This is a genomic window from Kribbella sp. NPDC043289 (assembly GCF_056436705.1).
Genome location: NZ_JBWKCB010000003.1, coordinates 24,759 through 48,409, shown reverse-complemented (window position 1 = coordinate 48,409; position 23,651 = coordinate 24,759). Strand labels below are relative to the sequence as shown.

At 69.7% G+C, this 23,651-nt stretch carries 24 protein-coding genes; 8 read left to right on the top strand and 16 right to left on the bottom strand.

The annotated features are described in order from the left end of the window. Positions 1-36: 36 nt before the first annotated feature. The 9 genes from AC0662_RS18600 to AC0662_RS18560 form a co-directional block, all read right to left on the bottom strand. Positions 37-258, bottom strand: coding sequence for a formate dehydrogenase subunit delta (locus AC0662_RS18600; RefSeq protein WP_452197209.1), 222 nt, complete (start codon positions 256-258; stop codon positions 37-39). Next, positions 255-3,095: a formate dehydrogenase subunit alpha gene (fdhF, locus tag AC0662_RS18595; protein ID WP_478302010.1), complete on the bottom strand. Its 2,841-nt coding sequence runs from the start codon at positions 3,093-3,095 to the stop codon at positions 255-257. The genes AC0662_RS18600 and fdhF overlap by 4 nt, the downstream gene beginning before the upstream one ends. Beyond that, the gene (locus AC0662_RS18590; protein ID WP_478302008.1) at positions 3,092-4,600 is read right to left on the bottom strand and encodes a formate dehydrogenase beta subunit; all 1,509 of its coding nucleotides are present in this window, start codon (positions 4,598-4,600) and stop codon (positions 3,092-3,094) included. The genes fdhF and AC0662_RS18590 overlap by 4 nt, the downstream gene beginning before the upstream one ends. Further along, on the bottom strand, positions 4,597-5,091 hold the full coding sequence (locus AC0662_RS18585) for an NAD(P)H-dependent oxidoreductase subunit E (protein ID WP_478302006.1): 495 nt from the start codon (positions 5,089-5,091) through the stop codon (positions 4,597-4,599). The genes AC0662_RS18590 and AC0662_RS18585 overlap by 4 nt, the downstream gene beginning before the upstream one ends. Positions 5,092-5,162: 71 nt before the next feature. Next, positions 5,163-5,381, bottom strand: a complete 219-nt coding sequence (locus tag AC0662_RS18580) for a hypothetical protein (RefSeq protein WP_478302004.1) — start codon at positions 5,379-5,381, stop codon at positions 5,163-5,165. Further along, positions 5,378-6,343 carry a D-alanine--D-alanine ligase family protein gene (locus AC0662_RS18575; RefSeq protein WP_478302002.1) on the bottom strand — a complete coding sequence of 322 codons (966 nt, stop codon included), beginning with the start codon at positions 6,341-6,343 and terminating at the stop codon, positions 5,378-5,380. The genes AC0662_RS18580 and AC0662_RS18575 overlap by 4 nt, the downstream gene beginning before the upstream one ends. Next, on the bottom strand, positions 6,340-7,476 hold the full coding sequence (gene alr / locus AC0662_RS18570) for an alanine racemase (protein ID WP_478302000.1): 1,137 nt from the start codon (positions 7,474-7,476) through the stop codon (positions 6,340-6,342). Before alr ends, AC0662_RS18575 begins: the two co-directional genes overlap by 4 nt. A gap of 159 nt (positions 7,477-7,635) precedes the next feature. Continuing rightward, complete coding sequence (locus tag AC0662_RS18565) at positions 7,636-8,781, bottom strand: ROK family transcriptional regulator (RefSeq protein WP_452197216.1); 1,146 nt, start codon at positions 8,779-8,781, stop codon at positions 7,636-7,638. Positions 8,782-8,931: 150 nt separating this feature from the next. Next, a complete protein-coding gene (locus AC0662_RS18560) occupies positions 8,932-9,630 on the bottom strand; it encodes a GAF and ANTAR domain-containing protein (RefSeq protein ID WP_452197217.1) in 699 nt (232 codons plus the stop codon). Positions 9,631-9,743: 113 nt separating this feature from the next. Between AC0662_RS18560 and nhaA the strand changes: the two genes are divergently transcribed. The 3 genes from nhaA (at position 9,744) to AC0662_RS18545 (ending at position 13,130) form a co-directional block, all read left to right on the top strand. Next, positions 9,744-11,630, top strand: coding sequence for a Na+/H+ antiporter NhaA (gene nhaA / locus AC0662_RS18555; protein WP_478301998.1), 1,887 nt, complete (start codon positions 9,744-9,746; stop codon positions 11,628-11,630). An 88-nt stretch (positions 11,631-11,718) separates the two neighbouring features. Continuing rightward, a complete protein-coding gene (locus AC0662_RS18550) occupies positions 11,719-12,180 on the top strand; it encodes a rhodanese-like domain-containing protein (RefSeq protein WP_478301996.1) in 462 nt (153 codons plus the stop codon). Between the two features lie 107 nt (positions 12,181-12,287). After that, on the top strand, positions 12,288-13,130 hold the full coding sequence (locus tag AC0662_RS18545) for an SAM-dependent methyltransferase (RefSeq protein ID WP_478301994.1): 843 nt from the start codon (positions 12,288-12,290) through the stop codon (positions 13,128-13,130). Here AC0662_RS18545 and AC0662_RS18540 read toward each other — a convergent pair. Genes AC0662_RS18540 through AC0662_RS18530 form a run of 3 tightly spaced genes read right to left on the bottom strand, consistent with a single transcriptional unit; the run spans position 13,127 to position 15,315 of the window. Next, the gene (locus AC0662_RS18540) at positions 13,127-13,630 is read right to left on the bottom strand and encodes a tetratricopeptide repeat protein (protein WP_452197221.1); all 504 of its coding nucleotides are present in this window, start codon (positions 13,628-13,630) and stop codon (positions 13,127-13,129) included. The two genes, AC0662_RS18545 and AC0662_RS18540, sit on opposite strands and share 4 nt — an antisense overlap. A 7-nt stretch (positions 13,631-13,637) precedes the next feature. Next, positions 13,638-13,997, bottom strand: coding sequence for a DUF1622 domain-containing protein (locus AC0662_RS18535; RefSeq protein WP_452197222.1), 360 nt, complete (start codon positions 13,995-13,997; stop codon positions 13,638-13,640). A 16-nt stretch (positions 13,998-14,013) separates the two neighbouring features. After that, the gene (locus AC0662_RS18530) at positions 14,014-15,315 is read right to left on the bottom strand and encodes an FAD-binding oxidoreductase (RefSeq protein ID WP_478301992.1); all 1,302 of its coding nucleotides are present in this window, start codon (positions 15,313-15,315) and stop codon (positions 14,014-14,016) included. An 81-nt stretch (positions 15,316-15,396) separates the two neighbouring features. On the opposite strand from AC0662_RS18530, the gene pdxR reads away from it, so the two are divergent. Together pdxR and AC0662_RS18520 are read left to right on the top strand one after the other, a co-directional pair. Then, on the top strand, positions 15,397-16,794 hold the full coding sequence (gene pdxR / locus AC0662_RS18525) for a MocR-like pyridoxine biosynthesis transcription factor PdxR (RefSeq protein ID WP_478301990.1): 1,398 nt from the start codon (positions 15,397-15,399) through the stop codon (positions 16,792-16,794). A gap of 55 nt (positions 16,795-16,849) precedes the next feature. Next, positions 16,850-17,593, top strand: coding sequence for a GNAT family N-acetyltransferase (locus AC0662_RS18520; RefSeq protein WP_478301988.1), 744 nt, complete (start codon positions 16,850-16,852; stop codon positions 17,591-17,593). On the opposite strand, the gene AC0662_RS18515 is transcribed toward AC0662_RS18520, so the two are convergent. Then, entirely contained in the window at positions 17,583-18,506 is a 924-nt protein-coding gene (locus tag AC0662_RS18515; RefSeq protein WP_478301986.1) for an MBL fold metallo-hydrolase, read from the bottom strand. The two genes, AC0662_RS18520 and AC0662_RS18515, sit on opposite strands and share 11 nt — an antisense overlap. A gap of 124 nt (positions 18,507-18,630) precedes the next feature. Here AC0662_RS18515 and AC0662_RS18510 point away from each other — a divergent pair, with 124 nt between their 5' ends. After that, a complete protein-coding gene (locus tag AC0662_RS18510) occupies positions 18,631-19,506 on the top strand; it encodes a LysR family transcriptional regulator (protein WP_452197228.1) in 876 nt (291 codons plus the stop codon). Continuing rightward, entirely contained in the window at positions 19,503-20,375 is an 873-nt protein-coding gene (locus tag AC0662_RS18505) for a serine hydrolase (RefSeq protein ID WP_452197229.1), read from the top strand. The genes AC0662_RS18510 and AC0662_RS18505 overlap by 4 nt, the downstream gene beginning before the upstream one ends. A 9-nt stretch (positions 20,376-20,384) precedes the next feature. Here AC0662_RS18505 and AC0662_RS18500 read toward each other — a convergent pair whose 3' ends face one another. Next, positions 20,385-20,771 (bottom strand): RidA family protein, encoded by a 387-nt coding sequence (locus AC0662_RS18500; protein WP_478301984.1) that lies wholly within the window; start codon positions 20,769-20,771, stop codon positions 20,385-20,387. A 61-nt stretch (positions 20,772-20,832) separates the two neighbouring features. Between AC0662_RS18500 and AC0662_RS18495 the strand changes: the two genes are divergently transcribed. After that, positions 20,833-22,698, top strand: a complete 1,866-nt coding sequence (locus AC0662_RS18495; RefSeq protein WP_478301982.1) for a DUF6807 family protein — start codon at positions 20,833-20,835, stop codon at positions 22,696-22,698. Here the strand turns inward: AC0662_RS18495 and AC0662_RS18490 are convergent. Both AC0662_RS18490 and thiS read right to left on the bottom strand, forming a co-directional pair. Then, a complete protein-coding gene (locus AC0662_RS18490) occupies positions 22,673-23,446 on the bottom strand; it encodes a thiazole synthase (protein ID WP_387766253.1) in 774 nt (257 codons plus the stop codon). The two genes, AC0662_RS18495 and AC0662_RS18490, sit on opposite strands and share 26 nt — an antisense overlap. 1 nt (position 23,447) lies before the next feature. Continuing rightward, positions 23,448-23,651: a sulfur carrier protein ThiS gene (gene thiS / locus AC0662_RS18485; RefSeq protein WP_478301979.1), complete on the bottom strand. Its 204-nt coding sequence runs from the start codon at positions 23,649-23,651 to the stop codon at positions 23,448-23,450.

The window sequence follows — 23,651 nt, the reverse complement described above, 5'->3', positions numbered from 1 at the left end:
ACGTGCTGCCAGGGTTCGGCTGGGCTGTGGGATGGGTCACTGGGTGGCCCGAAGGTGGCGGGCGGCCGCGGCGGCGGCCGGCACCAGGTCGGTGGCTCCGGAGTCGGCGTGGGCAATCAGGGCCTGCTTCATCCGCGGGTCCCAGGTGGCCTTCAGGTGGTTGGCGATCGCGGTGGCGGCGTCCGCGGGCGCCCGGTGCGCAAACTGCGCGGCGATCTCGTTCGCCAGCCGCACGTACGGCGGCACGCCGCCACTCACCGGTTGCCTCCGGCAATGACAGGTTGACGGTCGGCTGCCGGCTCCTGGGTGGAATCGGTGCTTACGGATTCCGGAATCAGGTCGACCTGAACGGCGGTCACCTTGTACTCGGGGCAGTTGGTGGCCCAGTCCGAGTTCTCCGTGGTGACGACGTTGGCTCCGCTGACCGGGTGGTGGAATGTGGTGTAGCAGACGCCGACCGGCATCCGGTCGGAAATCTTCGCCCGGAGCTCCGTCCGGCCCACCCGGCTCGACAGCGCGATCAGGTGGCCGTCGGTCACGCCGCGGACCTCCGCATCGTGCGGATGCAGCTCGAGCACGTCCTCGGGATGCCAGGCCACGTTCGCCGTACGCCGGGTCTGTGCGCCGACGTTGTACTGCGACAGGATTCGGCCTGTCGTGAGGATCAACGGGAATTTCCGCGTCGACCGCTCCGACGTCGGCACGTACACGGTTTCCATGAACCGGCCCTTGCCGCGGGTGAACTCGTCCTCGTGCATGATCGGCGTTCCCTCGGGGTGCTCGACGTTGCACGGCCACTGGATCGAGCCCAGCTCGTCGAGCTTCGCGAACGACACCCCCATGAACGTCGGTGTCGTCAGCGCGATCTCGTCCATGATCTGCGCGGCCGACTCGTAGTGCATCGGGTACCCCATCGACTGCGCGATCTCGCACACGATTTCCCACTCCTGTTTCCCGGTCCGCGGCGCCATGATCGGCCGGACCCGGTTGATCCGCCGCTCGGCGTTCGTGAACGTTCCGTCCTTCTCCAGGAACGACGTTCCGGGCAGCAGGACGTGCGCGAACTTCGCGGTCTCGTTGACGAACAGGTCCTGGACGACGAGCAGGTCGAGCGCGCCGAGTGCGGAAAACACATGCTGCGTGTTCGGATCGGACTGCGCGATGTCCTCGCCCTGCACGAACAGGGCCTTGAACGAACCGTCGATCGCGGCGTCGAACATGTTCGGGATCCGCAATCCGGGCTCGTTCAGGATCGGCGTACCCCAGAGTTTCTCGTAGATGTCGCGGACGTCGTCGTCGGAGACGTGCCGGTACCCGGGCAGTTCGTGCGGGAAGGAACCCATGTCGCACGATCCCTGGACGTTGTTCTGTCCGCGCATCGGGTTCACCCCGACGCCCGGTCGGCCGATGTTGCCGGTAGCCATCGCGAGGTTCGCCATCCCCATCACCATGGTCGAGCCCTGGCTGTGCTCGGTGACGCCGAGACCGTAGTAGATCGCCGCGTTGCCGCCGGTCGCGTACAGCCGGGCCGCCGCGCGGATCTTGTCCGCCGGTACGCCGGTGATCTCGGCCACTGCCTCGGGGCTGTGCTCGGGCTGCCCGATGAACGTCTCCCAGGCCTCGAAGTCCTCGCACCGGTCGGCGACGAACTCCCGGTCCACCAGGCCTTCGGTCACCACCACGTGCGCGAGCGCGTTGACGATCGCGACGTTCGTCCCCGGCCGGAGCTCCAGGTGGTACGTCGCCTCGACGTGCGGCGTCCGGACCAGATCGATCCGCCGCGGGTCGATCACGATCAGCTGGGCACCCTGCCGGATCCGCTGCTTCATCCGGGACCCGAAGACCGGGTGCGCGTCGGTCGGGTTCGAACCGATCACCAGGATCACGTCGGACGCGTCGACGGAACGGAAATCCTGCGTTCCGGCGGATTCCCCGAAGGTCTGCTTCAGCCCGTACCCCGTCGGCGAGTGGCAGACCCGCGCGCAGGTGTCGACGTTGTTGTTCCCGAACACCGCCCGGACCATCTTCTGGACGGCGTACACCTCCTCGTTCGTGGTCCGCGAGGACGTGATCGCGCCGATCGACCCCGGCCCGTACGTCGCCTGGATCTCGCGCAACCGGCGCGCGGTGAACCCGATCGCCTCGTCCCAGGAAACTTTCCGCCACTCGTCCGAAAGCGTGTTCCGGACCATCGGCTCGAGGACGCGATCCGGGTGGCTCGCGTACCCGAACGCGAACCGGCCCTTCACACACGAGTGCCCCTCGTTCGCGCCACCGTTCTTGTACGGCACCATCCGGACCAGCTCGTCACCTCGCAGCTCGGCCTTGAACGAGCACCCGACCCCGCAGTACGCGCAGGTCGTCAACACCGTCCGGGTCGGCATGCCGAGATCGACAACCGACTTCTCCTGCAACGTCGCGGTCGGGCACGCCTGTACACACGCGCCGCACGACACGCAGTCGGAGTCGAAAAAGGACACGCCCGCGCCCGCGGCGACCTTGGAGTCGAACCCGCGCCCCTCGATCGTCAGCGCCAGCGTCCCCTGTACTTCGTCACACGCCCGTACGCACCGCGAGCACGCGATGCACTTGGACGCCTCGAAGTCGAAGTACGGGTTGGAGCTGTCGGTCGGTAGGTCCATGTGGTTCGCGCCGGCCTCGACGCCGGATCCGTACCGGACCTCGCGGAGCCCGGTGACTCCGGCCATGTCCTGCAGCTCGCAGTCCCCGTTCGCGGAACAGGTCAGGCAGTCGAGCGGGTGGTCCGAGATGTACAGCTCCATCACGCCGCGGCGCAGTTTCCCGAGCCGCTCGTTCTGCGTCCGCACCACCATGCCGTCCGCGACGGGCGTCGTACAGGAGGCCGGCGTACCCCGCACACCGTCGATCTCCACCACGCACAGGCGGCAGGATCCGAACGCTTCGAGGTTGTCGGTCGCACACAGCTTGGGTACGTCGACGCCCGCCTCCTTCGCCGCCCGCATCACCGACGTACCCGGTGGGACCTGCACGGGCACTCCGTCGACGGTCAACTCGATGGTCGCCGCGCCGGGGCGGGCGGGGGTGCCGAAGTCGGGTTCCTTGAGCAAGCTCATGCGCCGAAGTCCTTTCCGAAATGGCGGACGGCACTACGTACCGGCATGGGGGTGAGCCCGCCCATCGCGCAGAGCGAGCCGTCGGTCATCAGTTCGCAGAGGTCGTCGAGTACGACGAGGTTCTTCGCGCGGTCCTCGTCGGCGACGATCCGGTCGATGGTCTCGACGCCGCGGACCGCGCCGACCCGGCACGGTGTGCACTTCCCGCACGACTCGGCGGCGCAGAACTCGAAGGCGAACCGCGCCATCGCCGCCATGTCCACGGTGTCGTCGAACACCACGATCCCGCCGTGCCCGACCATCGCGCCGGCCGCGGCGAACGCCTCGTAATCCATCGGCAGCTCGAACTGCTCGACCGGCAGGTAGGCCCCGAGCGGACCGCCTACCTGCACGGCCCGGACCGGACGCCCGGACGACGTGCCGCCGCCGAAGTCGTCGACCAGCTCGCCGAGCGTGATCCCGAACGCGGTCTCGACGATCCCGCCGCGCGCCACGTTCCCACCGAGCTGGAAGACGCTGGTACCGAGCGAGCGCCCGGTCCCGTACGCCGCGTACGTCGCGGCACCGTCCGCCAGGATCGTCGGAACCGTTGCCAACGACAACACGTTGTTCACCACGGTCGGACGGCCGAAAAGCCCTTCCAGTGCAGGGATCGGAGGCTTCGCGCGCACCATGCCGCGCTTTCCTTCCAGGCTCTCCAGCATCGAGGTCTCTTCGCCGCAGATGTACGCGCCCGCGCCGACCCGGACCTGCAGGTCGAAGCCGAACCCTGAGCCGAGGATGTCCGGCCCCAACCAGCCTTCCGCGCGGGCCAGCGCGATCGCGGCCCGCAGCGTCGCGACCGCGTCCGGGTACTCCGATCGCAGATAGACGTACCCTTCCGACGCGCCGACGGCGTACGCGGCGATCGTCATGCCCTCGATGAGCGTGAAGGGGTCGCCCTCGATCAGCATCCGGTCCGCGTAGGTGCCGGAGTCGCCCTCGTCCGCGTTGCAGCAGACGAACTTCAGATCGGCGTCGGCGCCGAGCACCGTCCGCCACTTGATCCCGGTCGGGAACCCCGCACCGCCGCGGCCCCGAAGCCCGGAGTCCACAACGGTCTCGACCACGTCGACCGGCGCCATTCCCAGCGCGGTCCGGAGTCCAGCGGTCCCGCCGTGGTTGACGAAATCCGTGGTCGACAGCGGATCGACAACGCCGACCCGGCGGAACGTCAACCGCTGCTGCCGTTTCATCCACGGCAGGTCGTCCACCACCCCGAGGTTGGGTCCCTCGCCCCGCAGCATGCCGGCCGCGATCAACCCGTCCACGTCCTCCGGAGCCACCGGGCCGTACCCGATCCGCCCCGCGGCCGTCTCCACCTCGACCAACGGCTCCAGCCAGAGCATTCCCCGGGACCCGGTCCGCACGACCTCGACGGTGCCGGAAACCGCGGAAATCCGTTCCGCAACCTCGTCGGCACCCACCGACCGCGCGGCGGAATCTTTCGGAACGTAAACCCTCACCGGACCTCCCCGAGCAGCGCGTCCAACCGGGTCGGCGTCACCCGGCCGTGCAGCTTTCCGGAAAGTTGCACGGCCGGGCCGAGCGCACAGTTTCCGAAACAGAACACCTCGTCGAGCGTGATCCGGCCGTCGGCGGTCGTCTCACCGAACCCGCACCCGATGCTGCGCCGGGCATGCTCGGCCAGCGCGACGGCGCCCACCGAGCGGCACGCCTCGGCCTGACAGATCGACACCGTGGCGCGCCCGGCCGCGGTACGCCGGAAGTCCTTGTAGAACGTGACGACCCCATGTACCTCCGCGACCGCGAGGTTCAGCACGTCCGCGATCACGGGGACGTCGGGCTGATCGACGTACCCGAGTTCCTCCTGGACCGCGTGCAGGATCGGGATCAGTGGACCGCGGAGGCCTTGCAGTTCCTCGGCGATCCGGCGCACGCGTTCGGCACGCCCGGGGACCGGGACGGGGACGGAGGCCAAGACGTCACTCGTCATGTATACAATATTCCGTCGCCACAGCGGCACGGTCAAAGCAATGCTGCCTATCACCTGATAGGCAGCAGCTATCAGGTCAGGCTCTCGATCGGCCGCAGCCCTTCGACGACGTGCAGCCGGATGCCGGCGGGTAGGAACGTGTCGGCCAGCGCGAGCCGATCGGCGACGCTCTCGCGGGCGAACTGCCGGCCGGTCGTCGCGATGTCGCGGGTGAACAGGTCGACCAGCGGCTCGCAGTTCTCGATCGCGGGGATGGCGGTGATCCGGTCGTCGCTCAGCAGGACGGTCATCCGCGCGCCACCGCCGTCCGGATCAGGGTGTTGACGACTTCGGCGTACGACAACCCCGCCGCGGCCCACATTCGCGGGAACTGTGATGCGGGCGTGAACCCGGGGAACGTGTTGATCTCGTTGACCACCAGCTCACCGTCCCGCGGCACGAAGAAGTCCACCCGGGCCAACCCCGCGCACCCGAGGACTTCGAAGACGTCGAGCGCGGTACGTCGCAGCTTCTCGGCCAGCCCAGCCTCGAGCGGCGCCGGTACGACGAACCGCGTGGCACCGCTGTCGTACTTCGCGGTCGCGTTGAAGAACGGCTGCTCCGGATCGGCGTGGATCTCCAACGCCGGCGCGGTCTCGACCCGCCCGTCCGGGAACTCCAGCACCGCGAGATCGATCTCCCGCCCGACCATCTCGCGCTCGATCAGGACGTGCGGATCGATGATCGCCGCGTCCGCGATCGCGGCCTCCAACGACGTCCGGTCGGTCGCCCGCGTGACGCCGAAACTGGACCCGCCGTTCCCGGGCTTCACGAAGACCGGGAACTCGAGTCCGGCCGACTTGAGCTGCTGCAGCGCGGCCTCGGTGTCGATCAGATCCGGACCGCGCAACGTGACGCCGGGGGTGACCGGGATGCCGTGCGCCGCGAGAACCGCCTTGGTCAGGCTCTTGTTCAGACCCACCGCGCTGGCTGCGATCCCGCTGCCGACGTACGGGACCTTCAGTTGCTCGAGAAAGCCTTGCAGGCGGCCGTCCTCGCCGCCTTCACCGTGCAGCGCCGGGATCGCCACCGCGCACGCCTGCAGGATCTCGACCGCCTCGTGCTGCCCGTCCATCCAGTTGCCGTCGGCATCGATGACCAGCGGGATCGCCGTGTGGCCGAGGAGTTCGACCGCCTTCGCGATTCCCTTGCCGCTGGCCAATGACACCTGGTGCTCCGGGCTGTTGCCGCCCATCACCACTGCGACCTTCATCGGTTGCCCTCCTCGTACCGGCGCGGCACCCGGCTGCCGATGCCGCAGTAGATCTCGTGCGGAATGGTTCCGGCCAACACGGCCCAGTCGGCCGCGGTCGGCTCACCCGCGGAGCCGTCGCCGAAGATCGTCACCGGCGCACCGGGTTCGACCGCGAGGTCACCGGCGTCGACGACGAACTGGTCCATCGCGATCCGGCCGATCACCGGCATCCGGACGCCGTGACACCACACACTCGCCTGCTGTCCGGCGACCCGCGGGATGCCGTCGGCGTACCCGATCGGGACCAGGCCGATCGTGGTGTCCCGGTCGGCGACGAAGTCGTGCCGGTACGAAACGCCTTCTCCCGCGCGGATCCGGCGTACCTGGGCCAGTTTGCTCATCAGTCGCATCGCCGGTCGCAGCCCGAGGCCCACCTCGTCGATCCCGTACAGACCGGCGCCGATCCGGACCAGGTCGCAGTCCGGCGCGTCCAGGGTGATCGCCCCGGCCGAGTTGGCCAGGTGTACGACGCTCGGGCGTAGACCGGCCCGTCGCGCGAGACTCACCCCGGTCCGCAGGAGCTGGAGTTGCCGCGTGCTCTGGACGGCGTCGACCGCGTCGCCGTGCGAGAGATGCGACCAGATCCCGCGGACCGTGACGGCGCCGAGCGCCTCGTAGTGCGCCGCCGTTCGGGTGAGCTCGATCCACTGATCGGGCGCGCTGCCGGCCCGATGCAGTCCGGTGTCCAGTTTGAGGTGCACGAACTGGACGCCCGGAGTCGACGCGACGCGCTGGAGTTCGGCGACGGTCGAGACGCTGACATCCACGTCGACATCGCCGAGCAGCATGAGTTCGGCCGCGTCGTACAGCCAGGCCAGGATCGGTGCGGTCAGGCCGGCGGCGCGCAGTTGCAGCGCTTCGTCGGCGTGCGCGACGCCGAGCCAGGTCGCTCCCGCCTCGACCGCCGCGCCGGCGACCGGTACCGCTCCGTGGCCGAAACCGTCGGCCTTCACGACGGCCAGCACGTCCTGGGACACGCGTTCGCGAAAGGTACGGACATTGGCGCGGATCGCGGACAGGTCGACGACGGCCTCCGTCAATCCGGCGATCCCACGGGCAACCGGGCGGTGGCGGGACTGGACCAGGTACATGCTCGCTATTGTTGTTTCCGGCAACGATTGCGATCATCGGAGCGCGGACGGATGTGTGCGTGCGGCGACTACGACCCTGGTATGACGGCCCTCATCCCGATGAATGAAATTCGTTCGCGACGGTGAACTTTCCGGCTCCGCCGGGGGGAAACTTCCCCGCTACTCGGTGCCGAGGACGAACGTCTGGATCGCGACCACGGCCGCGCCGCGGGCCCATTCGCTGAAGTCCGCGGGCTGCAGGACCATCGGCAGCTCGGCCGCGGACGGGTGCCGATCGGCGTGCAGGCCGGCCAGCAGGTCCTCGTGCGCGACCTCGGCGAGCCGGATGCCTTCGCCGCCGAGCACGACCAGCTCGGGCAGGGTGAAGTTCGCGGCCGCGGCGATCAGTTTGCCGAGCGCGCGACCCGCCCGGCCGACCACCGCGGCGGCGGCCGGGTCGCCTTTCGCCGCCAGGTCGAGAGCTTCGTCGTAGTCGACCGGCCGGCCGAGCGCCGTACCGACCTGATCGGTGACGGCGCCGACGGTGAGCAGACTGAGGGCGCAGCCATGGTGGCCGCGGTCGCAGCGTGGTCCGTCGGGAATGAGCGGGAAGTGGCCGACCAGACCGAGCGTGACGTCCGGGCTGTCGACCGTTCGGTTGTGGACGACGAGGCCGTAGCCGACCCCCGCGCCGATGGTGACCAGGATGAACCGGTCCGAGTTCCGTCCGGCACCGAACCAGTGGGTGGCCTCGGTCAACGAGGTCAGGTCGTTCGCGATCACGATCGGGACGCTGGTGTGCGCGGCGAGCAGTTCGCCGAACGGGACGTCGACCCAGTTCAGGTACGGGCCCCAGCGGACCTCGGAACCGTCCGCGACCCGGCCGCCGATCGAGATGCCGATCCCGGTGAGCGCCGTACCGCCGGGGACCTGGACCGCGAGCTCGTCGGTGAGTTCGAGGACGAGCTCCGCGACCGCGGACGGTGTCGGGTCCGGGATCGGGCGCTCCACGCTCGCGAGCACCTCCGCACGCAAGGTGGTCAGGACGCCGATCGCGGAGTCCCCGGTGAGCTTGATGCCGACGAAATGGTGCGCGTTCGAATCGAGGTCGAGTGGCTGCGACGGGCGGCCGACCCGCGCATCGGTGGGGCCACCCTCGACCTCGACCAGCAGGCCGGACTCGACCATCGGCTTCGTCAACCGGGTCAGGCTGCCGGGGGACAGGCCGACGCGACGCGACAACTCGGCCCGCGAGAGCGGCCCGTCCAGCAAGATCTCCAGCGCCACCTGCCGCGAGGGCCCTGCCAGCGGCCGCCACTCACCCATCCCGAAAGGGTAACCGGGGAGACGCCGGGGCGTGACCCGGTCCGCGGTTCTGGCCGCACAAACCCCGGCGTCAGGCTCATCTCGCAGTATGCAACGGTTTCCCGCGCCTGGCTTGGCGACAACGGTGTCAGATCTCAGTCAATATCACCGTCAGTGCGGGAGCTTGCGGGTATCGATCAGTTGCTGCGCGACGTCGCGCAGTTTGGTGTTGGTGTCCTGCGAATAGCGCTTCAGGATCGCGAACGCGCGGTCCCCGTCGACGTCGAAGCGCTCCATCAGGATGCCCATCGCCTGACCGACCAGCTTCCGCGCGTCGACGGCCTGCGCCATCGTCTCCTCGTGCCGGGCGGAGGCCACCGCGACCGAGGCGTGCTGCGCAAGGATGTGTGCGACCGCCTCGTCGTCCGCGCTGAACGCGTCCGGCAGGGGGCTGTACAACCCCAGCACACCGACGTTCGGTCGCGACGCGTCACCGGTCGCCAACGGTACGTCGAGAACGCTGCGGACCCCGAGTGCTGCAACCTTGTCCGCCCACTCGGGCCACCGGTCGTCGGTGCCGGTGTCGCGGATCAGAACGGTCGTGCGATCACGCAGTGCGGTGACCAGCGGGCCACTCTCGGTGCTGATCTGCAGTGCGTACACATCAGCGACGACCGGGTCCGTGACCGCGGCGATCTCGGCCTGCGAACCACGGGTGTACAGCGCCACTCCGGCGTACGTGCAGTTCAACGCCTGGAGGGCGAACTGGACGACGGCGTCGATGGTCTCCTCGACGCCCGGGGCGTCGTGCAACTCGATCGCCAGACGGGCAAACATGTCCGCCGAATTGGCGAGGTCAGGCTCGGTCACGGAGGCTCCAGGACAAGGACGCGCAGTAGGGCACGCACATCATGCAGCCACAGGCCTGCTGAGTGTTAGCCGGAGGGCGCGGTTGGCGGCCCGCGCTGGTTACAGTGATCCGCATGACGGACTTCTCCGGCCTGTGGAGCGGCCGGACGAACTGGCGGCGGGAGTTCGCGGCACCGATGCGTGCCTTCCTCCGGACCGAGGCGGGGAGCTCCGGAGTACTGGCGGCTTCGATCGTGCTCGCGTTGCTGTGGGCCAACATCTCCCCGGGAACGTACGACGAGTTCTGGCGCACCGAGTTGTCGATCGGGCTCGGTCACGACGTGCTCAGCCTGGACCTGCGGGAGTGGATCAACGGCGGGCTGATGACGCTGTTCTTCCTCGTCGTCGGGCTGGAGGCGCGGCGCGAGTTCGATCTCGGCGACCTGCGTGAGCGCAGCCGGTTCGTGCTGCCGATGCTGGCCGGGATCAGCGGGATGGTCGTGCCGGTGCTGATCTACCTGGCGTTCAACGCCGGCGGACCGGGATCGCACGGCTGGGGCGTCGCGATGTCCACCGACACGGCGCTCGCGCTCGGGTTGCTCGCGCTGGTCGGGCGCGGCGTACCGGATCGGGTGCGGGTGTTCCTGCTGACGGTGTTCGTGGTCGACGACCTGCTCGCGCTGGTGGTGATCGCGGTCGTCTACAGCGAGGACATCCGGCTGATGCCGCTGATGCTGGCGATCGTCGCGTTCGTGATCGTCCTGGCGCTGTCGCTGTTTCACGTCCGCAAGGCCTGGATCTACGTCATCCTCGGCGTCCTGATGTGGGCCGCGCTGCTGCAGAGCGGCGTGGACCCGGTGGTCGCCGGACTCGCGATCGGCCTGACCGCACCGGCGTACTCGCCTGGGCGTGAGGAACTCGAGGAGGCGACCGGCCTGTTCCGGCTGTTCCGCGAGCAGCCGACGCCGGAGCTGGCGCGGTCCGCGACCGTTGGACTGACCACCACGATCTCGCCGAACGAGCGCCTGCAGTACCTCTACCACCCGTGGACCAGCTACCTGATCGTCCCGCTGTTCGGTTTGGCGAACGCCGGCGTGACGATCGACGCCAAGTTCCTCGCGCACGCGTTCACTTCACCGATCACCCTCGGCATCCTGATCGGGTACGTCGTCGGCAAGCCGCTGGCCGTGACGACCGTGTCCTGGCTGCTCGAACGGCTCACCGGCGGGCGTATCCGGCCCGGTGTCGGGTGGGCAGCGGTCGTGGGCAGCGGAACGATCGCAGGGATCGGCTTCACGGTCTCGTTGCTGATCGCGACGATCGCGTTCGACGGGGCGCAGCTGGCCGAGGCGAAGGTCGGTCTGCTCTCGGCGGTGATCGTGGCGTCCGCGCTGACCTGGGCGGTGTTCCGCGCGGCCAAGCTGCTGTCGCCGCCGAAGAAGGCGCTCGCGCTGCTCGGTGACGCGGAGCAGCTGGTCGACCTGACCGACCCGGTCGATCCGGAGCGGGACCACATCCGCGGTCCGGAGAACGCATCGGTCACCCTGGTCGAGTACGGCGACTTCGAGTGCCCGTACTGCGGGATGGCCGAGCCGATCGTCCGGGACGTGATCCAGGACGACGACCTGCGCTTCGTCTGGCGGCACCTGCCGCTGTCCGACGTCCACCCGCGGGCGCAGATCGCGGCGGAGGTCGCGGAGGCGGCGGCCACGCAGGGCAAGTTCTGGGAGATGCACGACCTGCTGCTCGCGAACCAGGAGAACCTGCAGCCGAAGGACCTGATCGGGTACGCCGAGCAGCTCGGGCTGGACGCCGATCGGTTGCACGACGACGTCAAACGGCACGTGGCGGCCGCCCGGGTGGCGCAGGACGTGGAGTCCGCGGACACCAGCGGCGTCTCCGGTACGCCGACGTTCTTCGTCAACGGTCAGCGGCACTACGGCGCGTACGACGTGGACTCGCTGAAGGCGGCGATCAAGGTCGCGCGGGCGCGGGCGAAGATCAGCACCCGGCGTGGCTGAATTTTGATGAACTAGGTCATTTCTGCCACTGTCGCCGTCCCCGCGGATCGCCGACGCTGGTGCCTCCCGATCCTTGAGGAGGCATCGCATGAAGACGTCCGCCGTGTTGAGTACCCGCGCCGCCGACCAGGCCGCCGCGGTCGCGCATTTCGCCGGCCGGCTCTCGTTCGAGGTGGACGCGGCCGACGTCGCCGCGGACATCGGCGCCGGCGTGACCGGCTGGGTGCTGGTCGACAGCCGGAGCCAGGAGAGCTGGGACCAGGGGCATGTGCCGGGCGCGATCCACCTTCCCCATCGCGAGATCGCGGAGCGCGCGCGGAGCGTCGTACCGGAGGGTGTGACCGTGGTGACGTACTGCTGGGGGCCGGGGTGCAACGGCGCGACCCAGGCGGCGCTGGCGTTCGCGCGGCTCGGGTATCCGGTGAAGGAGATGATCGGCGGGTTCGAGTACTGGGCGCGCGAAGGCGGGCCGATCGAGACCGCAGCGGGGGTCGAACGGCGGGCGCAGGATCCGCTGGTCGCGCCGCGCGGCGTGGCGTGCGCGTGCTGAAACCCCTGTGAATGTTGAGGTTTTACACAGATCGAACTCGCCGTGGTGAAACGCTGACTCTCCGTACGTTACCCTCGAAGTAGGGGTCCGACCGCGAGGGAGACAGTGTGACCGATCAGCCGAAGAATGACAGCGGGCTGGTCGCGTTCGGGATCGACACCACACGTCCGAGTGTCGCGCGGGTCTACGACTACTTCCTCGGCGGCAAGGACAATTACGCCTCCGACCGCGAGCTGTACGAGCAGATCATGAAGATCGCGCCGGAGGCCCCGGAGTGGGCGCGAGCGAACCGGCGCTGGCTCAGCGAGGTGATCACCTGGCTGGCCGAGGAGGCCGGCGTCCGGCGCTTCATCGACGCGGGCTCCGGGCTGCCGACCGCCGAGAACACCCACCAGATCGCCCAGAAGGCGAACACGAGCGCCTCGGTGGTGTACATCGACAACGACCCGTCCGTGGTCGCCCACGGGCGGGCCCTGCTGCTGGACAACGACCGGACGCAGTTCACCGCCGCGGACCTCACGAAGCCGGACGAGGTGCTGGCGGATCCGGCGGTCGCCGAGATCCTGGCCGCCGGCGAGCCGGTCGCGCTGGTGATGGCGCTGATGCTGCACCACATCTCCGACCTCGAGGAGACCCGGGCGGTCGCGGGCAAGTACCTCGAGGCGCTGCCGCCGGGGTCCTACCTGGCGATCACGCACGCCTGCAACCCGGGCGACGGCGGTCCGGTCGACGTCATGGTCACCGAGCTCGCGGAGAACGTCCGGCACGCCTTCCCGAACTTGGCGTTCCGGTCGGTCGAGGAGATTTCGTCCCTGTTCGGCGACCTGGAGATCCTTGAGCCGGGCGTCGTCCGGCTGGCCGAGTGGCACGTGCCGGGCGGCCGGATCACCGAGGACCCGACGATCGGCGTCCGCGACGCCATCTACGGCGGCGTCGCCCGCAAAAGCTAGCCCAGGTTCGCCAGGTAGTCGGCGTTCCCGCGGATCGCGGCCTCGTAGCGCTTGATCTCGGCGGAGTCGACCTTGTCGGCGATCAGCAGCAGGAGCGTGGCCAGCGCCTTGTCCTGATTCCCGGCCGCGTGCAGGGTCAGCGCCTTGAAGACCCGCAGCGAGTCCGACTCGGGGAACTCGGCGCAGGCCCCCTTGAACACAGCCAGCGACTCGTCGAAGCGGTTCAGGTTGCGCAGCGTGCTGCCGTACTGCAGCAGGCACTTGCGGCGGGTCTCCCCGGTCAGTCCGGGCAGCGCGCGCTCGTAGTACCCGACAGCTTTCTCCTCCAGACCGGCGGTGTCGTAGGAGCCGCCGACCTCGTAGAGGACGTACGGGTTGTCCGGGTGCTCGGTCAGCAGCTTCTCGAAGAAGTCGATCGTCGGGCCCATGTTCGCGCGGTCCCGGCGGGCGAAGGCTTCCTCGATGGTCGCTGCGAGTTCCGGGGTGAGTTCGGTTGTCACGTGTCCATCATGCCGCGTCGGACCGGTCGGTCCGGTGTTGCTGCCACGGCCAGGCGCCGGAGATCTCCACCTCGAGCGCGAAGCTCAGCACGGTCCGGATCACCACGATCAGTCCGAGCACCACGACATTCTCCAGGGTCGTCGCGACGATCACGGTGCGGATGATGTCGCCGACGATCAGGATCTCGAGGCCGAGCAGGATGACCCGGCCGAGATTCACCCGGACCTGCTGGTAGCTGCCGGCTCCCTTGCGAATGACGTCGTACACGTAGCGGAGCAGGACGACGGCGAGCCCGACGGCCATGATGGCCACGCCGACGCTCTCGATGACGCGCGCGACATCCTCGAAGACCTGCTCGAAGTGCACCCTTCATGGGTACCAGTCAGAGCGTGGCGGCGCTGCTCGGCTCGCCGGGCCGGATGTTCTGGTTGAGGTGGAAGACGTTGCCCGGGTCGTACGCCGTCTTGAGCGCGACCAGCCGGTCCAGCGTGGCCGGCGGGAACGCACGCTGGATCGGGTCGTCGGTCAGCACGTTCACGTAGGCCCCGCTCGCATACGGCGCCAGCGCCGCGGCGTACCCGCGCAGCTGATCGATCCGCGGCTCGTCCTCGGCCGGGTCCTGCCAGCGTGTGGCGGTGACGAGCTCGAACATCGTGTCCCGGCGGCTGAACGCCGTCTCGTCCGCCGGTACGTCGGCGATCGCCCCGCCGTACGCCTGCAGACTGGCCGCGATGCCCGGGAACTCGGGTGTCGCCAGCAGCGCACGGATCGCGTCGTCGGGCAGCGCCTCGAAGTAGTGCCCCTTCCAGTACCGGCGGACGCGATGGCCCTGCACGGAGTCGTCCCGGGTCTGCAGTTTCAGGTACGTCGTCTCCTCGACGACCTCACCCACCACGGGGCCGAGCGCGCGGAACGCCGGCAGCAGGTCCTCCCCGCCCTCGCCGACCCACACGTACCCGACCGTCACCGTGCCGGCGTCGCCCGACGTGAGGTGTGCGGTGAAGGTCGCCTCCCGCGGTGCGTCGGCGTTCAGGTCACGCCAACCGCGCAGTACCTCGAAGGCCGCCGACGCCGGGTAGGTCAGCTCGACGATCAACGCCCGTGTCCCGATCTGGTGCAGCTGGAACTCGAAGCTGGTGACGATCCCGAAGTTCCCGCCGCCACCCCGCAGGCCCCAGTACAGCTCGGCGTTCTCGTCCGCGCTCGCGCACACAATCTGACCGTCGGCGGTCACCACCTCGTACGACACCACGTTGTCGCAGGCCAGCCCGAACCGGCGCGCCAGCCAGCCCATGCCGCCGCCGAGCGTCAGCCCGCCGACGCCGGTGTGCGAGACGTTGCCCGCGGTCGTCGCGAGACCGTACTCCTGCGATGCCTGGTCGAGCTCGCCCAGCAACGCGCCGCCCTGGACCCACGCCCGTTGCCGAGTGGGGTCCACCCGGACCGTGTTCATCGGCGTCAGATCGATCATCAGGCCGCCGTCCGGTACGGCGAGACCGGCGATGCTGTGACCGCCGCAGCGGACCGCGATCTCCAGGCCGGCGTCGCGGCCGAAGCGGACGGCCTCGGCGACGTCCGCGGTACTCGAGCACTGGGCGATCGCGGCCGGTCGGCGATCGATCATCGCGTTCCAGACTGTCCGGGCCTCGTCGTACCCGGCGTCGCCGGTGCGCAGCACGATCATCGGTCTCAACTCCTCGTCGGTCGGTGTTCACCACCCTGACAGCGAAGCGGTCCTTCGATAAGGTCCAGTTGTGTGAGCCGAATGAGGACCAGTTCCGGAGCCGGCGAACTCCTCGTCGAGCTCCAGCGTGACAGCGGCGTCCCGCTGCACCAGCAGCTCGAGAGCGGGATCCGCACCCGGATCCGGGTCGGCCTGCTGCGGGCCGAGACCGTGATGCCGTCCACCCGGGCCCTCGCGCAGGACCTCGGCCTGTCCCGCGGCGTGGTCGTCGAGGCCTATCAGCAGCTGGTCGCGGAGGGGTACCTCGTCAGCCGCGGCGGCGGGTACACGCAGGTCGCCGACATCGCCGTGGTCGGGCCGACGGCCGCCCTCAAGTCCATCAGCGGGCCACCGCGGATCGACTTCCGCTACAGCCGCCCGGACGTCTCCCAGTTCCCCCGCGCGGCCTGGCTGCGATCGATACGCCGGGTGCTGAACGAGACGCCGTACCGGAGTCTGGCGTACATCGACGGGCGCGGGACGATCGAGCTGCGGACGGCGCTGGCCGACTACCTCAACCGGGTCCGCGGTACGGCGGCGCGCCCGGAGGACATGCTGATCTGCAACGGGTTCGCGCAGGGCTCGCGCTTGCTGCTCCAGGTGCTGGCGGCGCAGGGTCGTCGGCGGCTAGCGGTCGAGGACCCGTCCGACAACGACCTGCGGGACGTCGCGCGCGCGGCGGGACTCGAGGTGATCGGCGTACCGATGCTGGAGTCGGGGATCGATGTTGCCGCGCTGGAGGCGTCGGGTGCGGACGTCGTCCTGGTGACGGCCGCGCATCAGTTCCCGACCGGGGCCGTGGCGTCGGCGGAGACGCGGGCCGCGCTGATCGCGTGGGCGACCGCGCGCGACGGGCTGGTGATCGAGGACGACTACGACGCGGAATACCGGTACGACCGCGAGCCGATCGGTGCGATGCAAGGGCTCGCGCCTGATCGGGTCGCGTACGCCGGGACGGCGAGCAAGACCCTCGCGCCCGGGCTGCGGCTCGGCTGGCTGATCCTGCCGTCCTGGCTGGTCGAGCCGATGGCGCAGGCGAAGCTGATGGACGACCGTGGGTCGCCGGTGTTCGATCAGTTGGCGTTCGCGGACTTTGTGGCGCGGGGTGAGTTCGACCGGCACCTGCGCCGGATGCGGCCGCGGTACCGGGCGCTGCGAGACACGTTGGTCGAGCGGTTGGCCGCGCGCGTACCGGAGCTCGAGCCGGTCGGGGTGTCAGCCGGGCTGCACGTGATGACCTGGCTGCCGCCCGATCTGACCGAGGACGCGCTGCAGGCGGCGGCGCGGGAGCGCGGGCTCGGCGTGTACGGGCTGGCGCCGTACTGGGTCGCCGGATCGGGGCCGGCCGGGCTGGTGTTCGGGTACGGGTCGCTCACGCGGAAGGACGTTGTCGAGGGCATCGAGCTGCTCGCGGACGTGGTTGCCGCGCTCCGCGGCTGATGAATAACTATCCATTTCATTGCAATTTGATTCGGCCAGTTCTACTCTTGGTGGAGTGATCGCCGCAGCTCGCATCGACTCCCTGATGAACCAGGGCTGGCCCGCAGCCCACAGCACCGAACTCGACGGCTGGCTGGTCCGCCACAACGCCGGTGTGACCCTGCGTGCCAACTCGGTGCTGCCCGCGAGTGCCCCGTTCGACCTCGGCCGCGCCTTGGATTACGTCGAGAACCTGTACGCCGCGCACGACATCGCACCGTCCTTCCAGGTCGGTCCGGCGGCGCAGCCGGGTGACCTCGACGACCGGCTCGCGGCGCGCGGCTACGAGGTCCGGAACCCGACGCTGGTGATGTGCGCCGAGGTCGCCGACGTCCTCGCGAACCTCGCCGAGCCGACGGCGCCGGTGAATATATCCGCCGCGCCCAACGACTCCTGGATGGACTTCTGGTGGGCCGTCGACGGCCGCGGCGGATCTGCTGCGCAGGCCGCCGCCCGGCAGATCCTGAACCGCGTCCGCGCGCTGTACGCCGTGATCCCGTCCGGTGATCCGGTCAAGGCGATCGGGCGGCTCGCGCTGGTCGACGACTGGGCCGGGCTGTACTGCCTCGCCGTCGACCCGGCGCACCGCCGCCAGGGCCTCGCCCAGGCGGTCATCCACGGCTTGTTGCAGGAGGCAACAGCTCTCGGCGTGAACCGGGTCTGGCTCCAGGTCGTCGAGAGCAACGCGCCGGCCCGTGCCCTCTACGACCGGCTCGGGTTCCACACCGCGTCGCGGTACCACTACCGCGTCAAAGCGTGATCTTCTGCAGGTGATCCACGATGACGAACTCGGCCCCCGTCTTCTCGGCCGATGTCCGCAGCGGTGTCAGGTCGGTCCACGGGACGCCGGGCTCGGCGAGTGGCTTGTCGAAGTCGTCCCAGTGCGTGGCGATCACCTTCTTGACCGGCTTGATCGTCCGCAGCAGCCGGTCCGTGATGCCGGGTTCGCCACCCGGCGCCGCGAGGACCACGTCGACCTGCAGGTCGCGCAGGGCGTTCGGGTCGAAGTTCGCCGTACTCAGGCTGAGGATGCGCAGGCCGCCGATCGTGATCACGAAGGCGAGCGTGCCGCCCTCGACCAGGTCCTCGATCACCCGCGGGCGCGGCGGGACGGCGTACCGGTAGCCCGGGAACGCGTAGTCGTGGCGTTTGCCGCCGCAGGAGTGCAGCGACGGGAAGACCTCGATCGTGAAGCCGTCGAACGGGAGGTACTCGCCGCCGCGGACCGGTGAGAGCAGGTCGTCCGGCGTCTTCATCGCGCGCAGCAGGTTCGCGTGCGTCTCGGTGCAGAACACGGTCGCCTGGGTCTTCTGCGCGACATACGGTACGTCGGTCATGTGGTCGTAGTGCCCGTGGTGGACCAGGATCGCGTCCGCCGCGCCGAGGTGCCGGTCGATGACCTTCCGATCGATCACCAGCTTGGTCTTCGGGTCCGCGCCCTCCGGCGTGAACGTCCCGGTGTGGAACCGGGTCAGCCACGGATCCGTGAGCACGACGCTCTTCCCGCAGCGGATCTGCCAGGCGTGGTTCCCGAACCAGGTCAGCTCGACCGGCTTCCGCTCGCTGTTGGTCGTGGCGGCTTCGCTGCGGCCCTCGAGACCGACCACACTGGCTGCCCCGACCGCCGCCGCTCCGACGGCCGCCGCACCGGTCAACATCCCTCTCCGACTCACCTTCACGCTGTCTCCTCTCGTCGTCCCTGGACCTGCAGTCAAGGCGAGGGTGAACGTCCCTGTCGAATATGCTCTTGAGCATGAGGCGATTGTCTGGAGATATAACCGCAGGTCAGCAGGTTCCATGCTGACTGAGAGGCATCTGCAGATTTTCATTGCGCTGGCCGAGGAGCAGCACTTCGGGGATGCGGCGCGGGTTGTCGGCATCACGCAGCCGCCGTTGTCCCAGGGGCTGCGCCGACTGGAGGCGTTGGTCGGGGCGAAGCTGTTCGAACGCGGCGCGGGCCGGGTCGAGTTGACGCCGGCCGGGGCCGCCCTGCTGCCGTACGCGCGGCGGGCGCTGACGTCGATCGAGGAGCTGCACCAGGCGGCGGTCGCGCGTGATCCGGAGGGCCCGGAGATCCGGATCGGGCTCGCGCCAGAGGTTCCGCCGTCGGCGGGCGCGGCGGTGGCCGCGGCGTGTGGGGCGGTGATTCCGGGCAGCCGCGTGACGGTCGTGACCGCGCCGACGAGTTCGCTGGTGAATCAGGTGAGTACGGGCCGCTTGACGCTGGCCGCCGTGCAGCATCCCGCCGTACTGGATGGGCTAGAGGCGGGGCCGGTGTCGTTGCTGCCGACCTGGGCACTGGTGCCTGCGTCGATGGCGAAGGACGACGTTGTGGCTTTGCGCCAGCTGAAGGGGCTGCCGGTAGCAGTACGGCCGCGGGCCGAGGCGCCGGCGGCGCGGGACCTGTTCCTGGACACGTTGGCGCTGCATCGGCCCGATGGCGGGACGGTCGTGGTGACCGACGAGCGGGCCGGCTTGGCGATGGCGGCCGCCGGTCAGGCGATCGTGGTGACGGCCGACCCGGGGCTGACCGCGCCTGGGGTCGAGCGCCGTCGCCTCGCCGACGACCCGCTGCCGCTCCGCCTCCGCCTGGTCTGGTCGCGAACGCGGACGCCGTTCCTCCGCCCGAACGACGTGATGGCGCAGCTCACCGAAGCGCTGGTGGCGTCATGAGCGCCCGGATCCGCGGGATCTTCGAGGACGCCGGCGTCCGTGGCTGGATGCACGCGGTGTCGCTCGACGAGCCCGAGCGGACGGTCGAGCTCGACGCGGATGCCGTCGTGCCGATGGCGTCGGTGTACAAGCTGCCGTTGCTCGCCGGGTTCTGCCGGTTGGTGGACCTCGGGGAACTCGATCCGCGCGAGCGGGTGACGCTCGAGCCGTCGGCGCGGACGGCCGGACCGACCGGCCTGTCGGCGTTCGCGGACGCGGTGACGGTGTCGTTGCGCGACCTCGCCCTGTCGATGGCGACTGTCTCGGACAACGCGTCGGCCGACGCCCTCCTGGACATCGTCGGGCTCCGGCGGTTGGCCGAGATTCTGCAGTCCTTCGGCCTGCGTCGCACCTGGGTACGGCGGGGTTCGGCGGGCAACCTGCGGGACCTGCAACGCCGTACGGGCGCCCACGACCCGGACGCGGCGCTCGCCGTACTCGCGGACAACGACCGGACCGATCCGGCCGGGGTGTACGAAGCGGCGAACGGGTCGGCGAGTTGCGCGCGGGACATGACGTTCCTGCTGCGGCGGCTGTGGGCGGGGGAGTTGCTCTCGCCGGAGCAGACCGGTTACCTGAAGACCACGATGCATCGGCAGATCTTCCTGCACCGGCTGGCGTCCGGCTTCCCGCACGACGAGGTGCGTGTCGCGGGGAAGACCGGCACGTTCGGCGCGCTGCGGCACGAGGTCGGCGTGGTCACCTTGCCGGGTGGGGCCGCGTTCGCGATCGCGGTCTACACGCTGGCCGCACGCGGCGATTTCCGGCAGCCGCGGGTGGACGCCGCGATCGGTGAGGCCGCCCGGGTCGCCGTCGACCTGCTGCGCTAGTCGACCTGCTCAGATGACGGCGTACGCCTCGATCTCGAGGAGGGCGTCCGGGCTGAACAGGGCGGCCACCTGGACCGCCGAGCTCGCGGGCTTCGGGCCGGGGATGTAGCGGTCGCGGACCGGGCGGACGGCCGGCAGGTAACCGATGTCGGTGACGAAGAACGTCAGCTTCACGACGTTCTCGAAGGTCGCGCCGGCGGCCGTCAGGCACGCCTGCAGGTTGGCGAAGACCTGCTCGGCCTGCGCTCCGGGGTCACCGAGGCCGACGAACTTCCCGTCCGCGTCCAGGGCGACCTGCCCGGAGATCGCCACCCACTGTCCGTGCCCGGTCACGACGTGGCTGTAACCGTTGCCCGGAGCAACACCGTCGGCCTCGGGATATTCCAGCTCGCTCATGCACCAGATATACCGTGGACCGGGGTTGAGAAACCGCTTTCCAACGGGAGAAGATGTCGCTGTGGGACGGACGCCGAAGGACTCGATCACGATCGCCGACGTCGCGCGGGCGGCGGAGGTGTCGCGGGCGACCGTGTCCCGGGTGATGAACGGGCGACTCAGCGTCGCACCCGAGATCGTCGCCCGCGTGCGCGCCGCCGCGGATCGGCTGAACTACCGGCCGAGCGACCTGGCGCGCAGCCTGTCGCTCGGGCGGACGAACATGGTCGCGCTGGTGGTCCCGGACCTCGGCAACCCGCTGTTCCAGCAGATCCTCCGCGGTATCACGAACGCCTCCGCGGCGGCCGGGTACCAGGTGCTGGTCGCCGAGACCGACGAGGACCCGGCGGCCGAAGCGGCGATCGCGATCGAGGCGCGCCGGCGCTGCGACGCTCTGATCATGGTCTCGCCGCGGCTGGACCAGGAGCGCCTGCGCGAGCTGCTGCCGCAGGTGCAACCGGTGATCCTGGTCAATCGCCAGGGCCCGCCCGAGGTCTCGTCGGTGGTGGTCGACTACGGCCGCGCCGTCCGGATCGTCGTCGATCACCTGGTCGGGCTGGGGCATCGCCGGCTCGCGTTCCTGTCCGGTCCGGCGGCGAGCGCCTCGAACGCGCTGCGGTTGCAGGCCCTCGAGATCGCCGAGCGGGAGATCCCGGGGCTGGACCTGGTCCGGCTGGAGTGCGGCCGCTCGATCGAGGACGGGTACGCCGCGGTGGAGCCGGTGCTCGACTCGCATGCCACCGCGGTGGTCGCGTTCAACGATCTGGTCGCGTTCGGGCTGCTGGCGAGGCTCAACGAGGTCGGGGTCGCCGTACCGGCCGATCTGTCGGTGACCGGGATGGACGACATCGGGCTGGCCCGGTTCGCCGTACCGTCGCTGACCACGGTTCGGGTCCCGCAGAAGGATCTCGGGGAGCTGGCGTGGCAGCGGTTGCACGCGTCGATCGAGGCGCCGAGCGACGCGGCGGACGACGTACCCGAGCTGCGGCTGGCGGTGCGGGCGAGCACCGGGCCGGTGCCGCAGGAGCCGCGGTTGCAGGGCGCGCGTCCGGCGGGTCAGGTCGGCTGGCAGCAGCAGGGGGACATCTTCGCGCTCGAGAGTGACGCGGGGCTGCTCGCGCGGTACGAGTTCGGCCGGCGGATGCCGCAGGTGCATGCCCCGCGGCCGTACCTGCATCCCGTCCGCACGCTCGGCGGCCATCCGCTGACCGAGGTCAGTCCGGTCGACCACCGGCACCACTACGGCGTTTCGCTCGCGGTCCCGCAGGTCAACGGCACCTCGCACTGGGGCGGCCGGACCTACGTCCGCGGACAAGGCCCGTCCTTGCTGACCAACCACGGCCAGCAGCGCAGCCGCGGCGTCACCATCGAGGACGGCCGGACGCTCAACGACGACATCACCTGGTACGACGAGCAAGGCCGGCCGCAGCTCGTCGAACGCCGGCGCCTCACGGGCGACCTGGCCGTCGGCGGCTGGCGACTCGACTGGCGCAGCGTCCTCACCACGCGCTACGGCCCCATCCGCATCGAGAGCCCCGCGACGAACGGCCGCGCGGGAGCGGCGTACGGCGGACTCTTCTGGCGACTGCCGTCCGCCGAGACGACCGTGCTGACCGACCACGGCGACGGTCTGGACGCCGCGTTCGGCTCGACCAGCCCCTGGCTCGCGTTCGTTCAGGGCGACGTCACGCTGCTCCTGCTGCAGCACGACGACGTACGGCCGTGGTTCCTGCGGACCGGCGAGTACGTCGGTGCATGCCCGGCGCTCGCCTGGGACAAGCCGTTGGTGCTGCAGCCGAACCAGGAACTGCAGCTGTCGCTGACCGCCCTCTTGCTGGATCGGGCGGTCGACGCGGCGGAGGCTAAAACGCTGGCAACCCAGTTGTAGGCGAGGACGCGAGCGCCGACTGCCAGCGGCGCGGCACCCGGCCGGCGAGACGCGCGTTCCGGCCCGCGGAGACGGCGTCGCGCATCGCGGCGGCCATCAGCGCGGGCTTCTCCGCACGAGTCACCGGAGTCGCGAGCATTACCGCGGCACACCCGAGCTCCATGGCCAGCGCGGCGTCACTCGCCGTACCGATGCCGGCGTCGACGATCACCGGGACGTTCGCGGCCTCGGCGATCAGCGCGATGTTGTGCGGGTTGCGGATGCCGAGCGCGGAACCGATGGGTGCGGCCAACGGCATCACGGCCGCGCAGCCCGCCTGCTCGAGGCGGCGGGCCAGGATCGGGTCGTCGTTCGTGTACGGGAGCACGGTGAAACCGTCGGCCACCAAGGCGTCCACGGCGTCCAGCAGCTCGACCGGGTCCGGCAGCAGCAGGTGGTCGTCGGCGACCACCTCGACCTTGATCAGGTCGGTCTCCAGCGCCTCGCGGGCGAGTTTCGCGGTCAGTACGGCCTCGGCGGCGGTGTGGCAGCCGGCCGTGTTCGGCAGTACGTCGATGCTGTGCTTCTTCAGCACGTCGAGCACCGAGCCCTCGTGACCGGTGCCGAGCCGGCGCATCGCGACCGTGGTCAACTGGGTGCCGGAGGCAATCAACGCCTCCTCCATCACTTCCAGATTGGCCGAGCCGCCGGTCCCCATGATCAGGCGGGACGTGTACGTGCGGCCGCCGAGCTCCAGCGGGTCGTCCATCTCAGCCTCCCTGCGTCGCGCTGACGATCTCGACCCGGTCGCCGGGCCGCAGCGTGGTCTGCGCCCACTCGGCCCTGGTCAGCACGTTCTGGTTCACTGCCACCGCGATCCCGGTGGCGCGATCGGAGTACTCCGTGATCAGCTCGGCCACCGACTTGTCGGCCGGTACGTCGACCGCCGTACCGTTCACCCACACGGATTCCAT

What these genes read in the sequence shown, in the direction of transcription:
- fdhF (WP_478302010.1), bottom strand. Translation starts at nt 3,095, where the DNA reads ATGAGCTTGCTCAAGGAACCCGACTTCGGCACCCCCGCCCGCCCCGGC.
- AC0662_RS18585 (WP_478302006.1), bottom strand. Translation starts at nt 5,091, where the DNA reads ATGACGAGTGACGTCTTGGCCTCCGTCCCCGTCCCGGTCCCCGGGCGT.
- AC0662_RS18580 (WP_478302004.1), bottom strand. Translation starts at nt 5,381, where the DNA reads ATGACCGTCCTGCTGAGCGACGACCGGATCACCGCCATCCCCGCGATC.
- AC0662_RS18575 (WP_478302002.1), bottom strand. Translation starts at nt 6,343, where the DNA reads ATGAAGGTCGCAGTGGTGATGGGCGGCAACAGCCCGGAGCACCAGGTG.
- alr (WP_478302000.1), bottom strand. Translation starts at nt 7,476, where the DNA reads ATGTACCTGGTCCAGTCCCGCCACCGCCCGGTTGCCCGTGGGATCGCC.
- AC0662_RS18565 (WP_452197216.1), bottom strand. Translation starts at nt 8,781, where the DNA reads ATGGGTGAGTGGCGGCCGCTGGCAGGGCCCTCGCGGCAGGTGGCGCTG.
- nhaA (WP_478301998.1), top strand. Translation starts at nt 9,744, where the DNA reads ATGACGGACTTCTCCGGCCTGTGGAGCGGCCGGACGAACTGGCGGCGG.
- AC0662_RS18550 (WP_478301996.1), top strand. Translation starts at nt 11,719, where the DNA reads ATGAAGACGTCCGCCGTGTTGAGTACCCGCGCCGCCGACCAGGCCGCC.
- AC0662_RS18530 (WP_478301992.1), bottom strand. Translation starts at nt 15,315, where the DNA reads ATGATCGTGCTGCGCACCGGCGACGCCGGGTACGACGAGGCCCGGACA.
- pdxR (WP_478301990.1), top strand. Translation starts at nt 15,397, where the DNA reads ATGAGGACCAGTTCCGGAGCCGGCGAACTCCTCGTCGAGCTCCAGCGT.
- AC0662_RS18510 (WP_452197228.1), top strand. Translation starts at nt 18,631, where the DNA reads ATGCTGACTGAGAGGCATCTGCAGATTTTCATTGCGCTGGCCGAGGAG.
- AC0662_RS18505 (WP_452197229.1), top strand. Translation starts at nt 19,503, where the DNA reads ATGAGCGCCCGGATCCGCGGGATCTTCGAGGACGCCGGCGTCCGTGGC.
- AC0662_RS18500 (WP_478301984.1), bottom strand. Translation starts at nt 20,771, where the DNA reads ATGAGCGAGCTGGAATATCCCGAGGCCGACGGTGTTGCTCCGGGCAAC.
- AC0662_RS18490 (WP_387766253.1), bottom strand. Translation starts at nt 23,446, where the DNA reads ATGGACGACCCGCTGGAGCTCGGCGGCCGCACGTACACGTCCCGCCTG.
- thiS (WP_478301979.1), bottom strand. Translation starts at nt 23,651, where the DNA reads ATGGAATCCGTGTGGGTGAACGGTACGGCGGTCGACGTACCGGCCGAC.